General features: G+C 74.9%; 3 protein-coding genes. All 3 read right to left on the bottom strand.

Translation table 11 applies throughout. From position 1 onward, the window contains the following. Positions 1-142: 142 nt before the first annotated feature. Positions 143-3,655: an ATP-dependent helicase gene (locus tag AC5LUJ_RS19005; RefSeq protein ID WP_493465402.1), complete on the bottom strand. Its 3,513-nt coding sequence runs from the start codon at positions 3,653-3,655 to the stop codon at positions 143-145. A gap of 375 nt (positions 3,656-4,030) precedes the next feature. Beyond that, the gene (locus AC5LUJ_RS19000) at positions 4,031-4,432 is read right to left on the bottom strand and encodes an MGMT family protein (protein ID WP_250290073.1); all 402 of its coding nucleotides are present in this window, start codon (positions 4,430-4,432) and stop codon (positions 4,031-4,033) included. Between the two features lie 272 nt (positions 4,433-4,704). Next, complete coding sequence (gene moeZ / locus AC5LUJ_RS18995; protein ID WP_250287297.1) at positions 4,705-5,877, bottom strand: adenylyltransferase/sulfurtransferase MoeZ; 1,173 nt, start codon at positions 5,875-5,877, stop codon at positions 4,705-4,707. Positions 5,878-6,248: the final 371 nt, after the last annotated feature.

The raw sequence follows: 6,248 nt of genomic DNA, 5'->3' as shown, positions 1-6,248 counted from the left end.
CCCCCGGCGTGGGGGCCATCTTCGAGACGCGGAGAACCTCCGGCGCGCAGGCCGCCACCGGGAGGTGGCCCCTCGCCGGGGCGGGGTGCGCCGCCGGCCGGCCGGGACACCACGCCCACGGTCGGATGATCACCTGTCGCGTTCATGCGATCACCTGCCGTCCGTCGTCCTGGGCCGGGCAGCAGCGGCGGAAGGCGCACATCGAGCAGTCCGCGCCGGGACGCGGCGGGAACCGCTCCGCGGCGACGATCTCGACCGCGTCCACGAGAAGATCGTCCATCCAGGTGGGGCCGTCCGGCGGCAGGGCCGGCTGCCGCTGCACCTTCGGTGCCCGGGCCGGCCGCCGCCCCTCCGCGACGCCCGCACCGGTGACGCCCGCCCCTGCGGCCTCCGGTGCTGTGGCGTCCGGCGCTGTGGCGTCCGGTGCTGGATCATCCGGTGCCGGGTCCGGGCCGGCGTCCAGGCGCAGGTGTACCAGTTCCGCTCCGCCGGGCTCGACGCCGGGCCCCAGGCCGTCGGGTGCCACCGCCCCACCGCGGACGGCCAGCTGGTAGGTGCCCAGCTGCGGATGCCGGGCCACGTCCGGGCCGGACGGCGCCGTGCGGCTGGTCTTGAAGTCCACGACGTGCACCCGGCCGGCGTCGTCGAGCTCGATACGGTCGACGAAGCCGCGCAGCCGGACCGTCCGCCCGCCCACCGCCAGGTCGCAGGCGAACGGGACCTCGCTAGCCACCAGCCGCCGCCCGCGGGCCGCGGCGTGCCACACCAGGAACCGGGCCAGGGCCCGGCGCGCCGCCGCGCGCTGCTGCTCGGAGCGCCACTGCGCCTCGTAGCCGAGGTGACGCCACACCCGGTCCAGCCGGATGTCGAGGGCGCCCAGGTCGGGCTCGGTCCGCCCGGTGGCCACCTCGTCGGCCAGCGCGTGCACGACCTTGCCGAAACCCATCTCGGCGTTGCTGGCACCCTGCGCATGCGCCTCATGTTCGAGGAACCAGCGCATCGGGCACGTCACGAGCCCCGACAACGACGACCCCGACAGCCGGATGGGGGCGTCCGGCGCGACCACCGCCACCTCGCCGGAGGTCACCTCGACCAGTCCCCACCAGCGGCCGGGACGAGCGGCGGGGACGAGCGGCCGGCCGGCGTCGTCGACAGTGGCGGCAAGCCGCGCGAGCCGGGCCGCGGCCGCCTGCCGCATCGCCGGCGTCGACGCCGGGTCGACCGCGGCCCGGCGCAGCGCCGCGACCGCCGACGGCAGCGTGAGCGGACGTGCCGGCCGGGACCGGCCCCGCGTCACCACGACGCCGAGCCGCTCGGCCTCGGTCAGCTCCTGGAAGAACCGGCTCGGGCTCGTCCCCTGGTCCTCGGCGGAGTCGACCGCGGTGACGACGAGACGCCTACGCGCCCGGGTCAGCGCCACGTAGAACAGCCGGCGTTCGTCGGCGAGCAGCTCGGCCCGGGTCACCGGCTCCCGCACGCCGCCGAGCTCGGGGCGTTCCAGCCGCTCGGCCTCCAGCAGCGAACAGCGGGCCCGCAGATCCGGCCACTCCCCGTCCTGGACACCGCAGACGACCACCACATCCCATTCCAGGCCCTTGCTGCGGTGGGCGGTCAGCAGCCGGACCACGTCCGGCCGTGCCGGACGCTCGGTGAGCACGTCACCGGCGATCTGCTGCTGTTCCAGCTCGTCGAGCACCGGGCCGATGCCGGTGCCCGGCCCGTGCCGGTCGCTGGCCCGGCCGACGGCGGCGAACAGCGCGACCACGGCGTCGAGGTCGCGGTCGGCCGCCCGGCCGGCGGCTCCCCCGGCGGCCGAGGCGCGTTCCAGCCGCCGCGGCCAGCCGCTGCCGGACCACAGCACCCACAGGACGTCCTCGGACGTGCCGCCGGCGGCCCGCACCGCACGCGCCGAACGCAGCAGCTCACCCAGCCGCCGGGCCGGGCGGGCGAGACGCTCCTCCACCATCAGCAGGGCCCGGTCGGGATCCGCGACCGCCTGCCTGAGCAGCTCCGCCGACGACGCCGGCACCACAGGCCCGCCCGCCCGGCCGGCCGGCACCGCGGACTCGGCCGGCCGGCCGGGCGGGGGGCCGGCCTCGCCCGTGCGCGCGGTGGCCGCGGCGCCGGCTGCGATCGCCACCCGCTCAGCCGCGCGCAACGCCCGGCCCAGCGCCCGCAGCGCGCCCGGGTCGGCCCCGCCCAGCGGGCTGGTCAGCAGGGTGTGGGCCGCCTGCGCGGTCAGCTCGCCCGGCGGGCTGTCGACGCAGCGCAGGGCGAGCAGCAGCGGGGCGACCGTGCCGTCGCGGGCCGGTGGCAGCTCGTCGCCGGCCACCTCGACCGGCACCCCGCCGGCGACGAGCATCCGGCGCAGCGGCAGCATCGACCGGGTCGCGCTGCGGACCAGGACCGCCATCCGCTCCCACGGGGTGCCGTTCTCCAGATGTTCCCGGCGCAGCAGGTCCGCGATGCCCTCGGCCTGGGCGCCGGCGGTCGTGTATGTGCGTGCCTCCACCCGTTCGGCGACGGGCGGGCCGGCGGCGACCAGCTCCCGGTGGGCGCGCAGATGCTCGGCGGGCAGGCCGGTGGCGGGGATGCGCCGGGCGGCCTCCCGGCTGACCGCGAGCGCGAGCGGGCCCAGCCGCCGGCAGCGCCGCAGGGTGACGACATCGGCCGCACGCCCGTCGGCACGGGGGAAACGAGCCGGGAACTCCAGCAGGCCGCGGACCTCCGCCCCCCGGAAGCCGTAGATCGACTGGTCCGGGTCGCCGACGACGACGAGGTCGGCGCCGCCGCCGGCGACAGCGCGCAGCAGCCGTTCCTGCGCCGGATCGGTGTCCTGGTACTCGTCGACGAACACGGCCTGGTAGCGGCGACGCAGCTCGGGCCCGACATCGTCGCTTTCGGCGACAAGGGCCGCCCGCTGCACCAGCTCGGGGTAGTCGATGGCCCCCACGTGGTCGAGGGCGTCGAGGTAGTCGGCGTAGAAGGTCGCCATCGCCGCCCAGTCCGCCCGGCCGGTGCCGTGGGCCAGCCGGGCCAGCGCGTCCGGGTCGAGACCGACCTCCCGGGCGCGGGCGAGCATCGCGCGGACCTCCTCGGCGAACCCGCGGGTGGTCAGACAGCCCGCCAGGGCCGCCGGCCACCGGGGGCGGCCGATCTCCCGCGTGCCGGCGAGCAGGTCGCGCAGCTGGGCGTCCTGCTCGGGGCCGGACAGCAGCCGCGGCGGGACGCCGAGCGGGTCGGGCCGGTACAGCCGCAGCAGCGCGTAGCACCAGGCGTGGAACGTCCAGGCAAGCGGGACGCCGACCGCGGCCCCCAGCCGCCAGGTGATGCGCTCCCGCAGCTCCCGCGCGGCGCGCCGGCTGAAGGTGAGCACGAGGATCGCCGCCGGGTCGAGCCCGTCGCGCACCCGCCGGGCCACCGCCTCGACGATCGTGGTCGTCTTGCCGGTGCCGGGCCCGGCGAGGACGAGCAGCGGTCCCCCGGCATGATCGACCACCCGGCGCTGGTCGGCGTCGAGGGCGGGCGGGGGCACCTGCGGCGTCGGGGTCCGTACGAGCCGGTAGGCGGCCGGGCCGCCGGCCCCGCCGGTTTCGGCGGCGCCGCCAGCCGCGCCGGCCCCGGTGGTGCCGACGGCGTCCCGATGAACTGTCACGGAGTAGAGCACACCACGTCCCACCGACAAACCCGGATAGGCCGGCACCAGAACGCCCGTTCCGCCACCGGGACCGGACGAACCCGCCGGTACGGCCAGGAGGTGTCCGACGGACGTCCGACCGCGCGGGCGGCGCTCAGCCGGCCACCCGCCGCGTCGTCGCCCATGGCTTCGCGCCACGAGCTTCTCCTGCGCCGTCCCGGCGACGAGGCCGGGCAGGCACGAGGCCGGGCAGGCGGAAACGAGCAGATGGAGCAGATGGAGCAGATGGAGCAGATGGAAAGGAAAATAGGGGGAGCGGACAGCAGGAGACAGGTGACAAGAGGCCGTCAGCCGCGCCGCCGGCAGGGGTGCGCGGCCGGCGGGGGCGTGCCGTCAGCCGGTTGGTCGGCCGTCCCAGCGGGCCACGGCCAGGTCCACCCGCTCCCCGCCGGGACGCAGCGCGGTGCCGTCGGCGACGAGCCGCCGCAGCGCCTCGACCGGGGCAGTCGGGTTCGGCTCGCCGGTGGAGCGGATCACCCGGTGCCAGGGCACGTCGTCGTCATGCCCGTGCCGGCTGAGCACCGCGCCGACCGTCCGGCCGGTGCCTGCGCCCACGTACTCGGCGACGTCACCGTAGGTCATCACCTTGCCGCGAGGGATCCGGGTGACCGCCTCGAGGACGGTCATCGCGTACGGGCTCGGCCAGCCACCGACACTGATCCGGGTGGCCAGCCCCGCGGACACGCTCAGCGGCGGCTCATGTCGCCGCCCGGCCCGGCGGGCATCCACTGGCATCCGACCTCCTCCGACACGACCCGGAGCAACAGTCGTACAACCATACGTATCCACATGATCGCATGCACAGCCACCCCGCCGGTACCCTACGTCAACGAGCACCGGCCAGCAAAGAAGACCGCCGCGAGTTTGCCGTCCGGTACGCATCCGGGGCCGAAAAACGTACACGACGACAAACTCGCGCAGCTCATGCCGCGCCCGGGTAGTCGTGAACCCGTGCCACGACCACCCGGAGGCGGTTCAGCAGACGGGCGGTTCAGCAGACGGGCGGATCAGTAGACGGGCAGCGACTTGTCGACCTGGTTCGCCCAGGCGGTCACCCCGCCCTGGACGTGCACCGCCGAGGAGAAGCCCGCCCCCTTCAGCGTCGCCAGCGCCTCGGCCGAGCGCACCCCGCTCTTGCAGTAGACGACGACCCGGCGGTCCTGCGGCAGCTCGGACAGGTGCGCCGGCAGCTCGCCCTTGGGGATCAGGCGCGCCCCCGGGATGCGCACGATCTCCCACTCCGCCGGTTCCCGCACGTCGACCAGTTCGATCGGCTCGCCCCGGTCGAGCCACTCCTTGAGCTCGGTGGCCAGGATCGTCGAGCCGGCGGCGGCCCGCTCGGCCTCGTCCGAGACAATCCCGCAGAACGCGTCGTAGTCGATCAGCTCGGTGATGGTCGGGTTCTTGCCGCACAGCCGGCACTCCGGGTCCTTGCGGACCCTGATGGTGCGGTAGCTCAGCTCCAGGGCGTCGTAGACCGTCAGCCGCCCGACCAGCGGCTCGCCGATCCCGGTCAGGAGCTTGATCGCTTCGGTGGCCTGGATCGACCCGATCGACGCGCACAGCACGCCGAGCACGCCGCCCTCGGCGCAGGAGGGCACCATGCCGGGCGGGGGCGGCTCCGGGTAGAGGCAGCGGTAGCACGGGCCGTGCTCGGCCCAGAACACGCTCGCCTGCCCGTCGAACCGGTAGATCGACCCCCACACGTACGGCTTGCCGAGCAGCACGCTGGCGTCGTTGACCAGGTAGCGGGTGGCGAAGTTGTCCGTCCCGTCCACGATCAGGTCGTACTGGCTGAAGATCTCCGTGACGTTCGAGGTGTCCAGCCGGGTCTCGTGCAGGACGACCTTGACGTATGGGTTGGTCTCGCGGATGGCGTCCCGGGCCGACTGCGCCTTGGACCGCCCCACGTCGGACTGCCCGTGGATGATCTGACGCTGCAGGTTGGACTCGTCCACGGTGTCGAACTCGACGATGCCGAGCGTGCCCACCCCGGCGGCGGCCAGGTACAGCAGGGTCGGCGAGCCGAGCCCGCCGGCGCCGACGGCGAGCACCTTCGCGTTCTTCAGCCGCTTCTGGCCGTCCATGGCGACATCCGGAATGATCAGGTGTCGGGAGTAGCGGCGGACCTCGTCGATGGTCAGGTCGGCCGCTGGCTCGACCAGAGGCGGCAGTGACACGATCTCTCCTCGCGGTTACAGCGCTGGCATCCGTACGTCCGGCTACCCTGTCATCCCCATCCTCGCAGGGACGCCATGCCATCATCGGCGATCCACCGACAGAGGCCACCGACAGAGGCCACCGACAGAGGCCACCGACAGAGGCCGCTGACAGAGAGCACCGTTGGCGGACGCCGCCAGAGACCACCGATGGATCACCGACGGCGGCGGACGCCGACGACGTGAACACGACATGCCCGGACCGTGGGCTGATGGCGACAACACCGCCGGCGCGCGGAAACTTCCGTGGCCTCCGCCCGCCATGCCCCGGTTCTCGCCACGCCGGCCGCCCGGCTCGCCCGCGGCCCGTCGCCAGCGCCTGGTCCGGTCCC

It is taken from the genome of Protofrankia sp. CiP1_Cm_nod3, assembly GCF_982290655.1.
Note: the sequence above shows the minus strand (reverse complement) of the source record. Positions and strands in the feature narration are given on the sequence as shown.

Coding starts and splice junctions, on each gene's coding strand:
- AC5LUJ_RS19000 (WP_250290073.1), bottom strand. CDS start 4,432: ATGCCAGTGGATGCCCGCCGGGCCGGGCGGCGACATGAGCCGCCGCTG.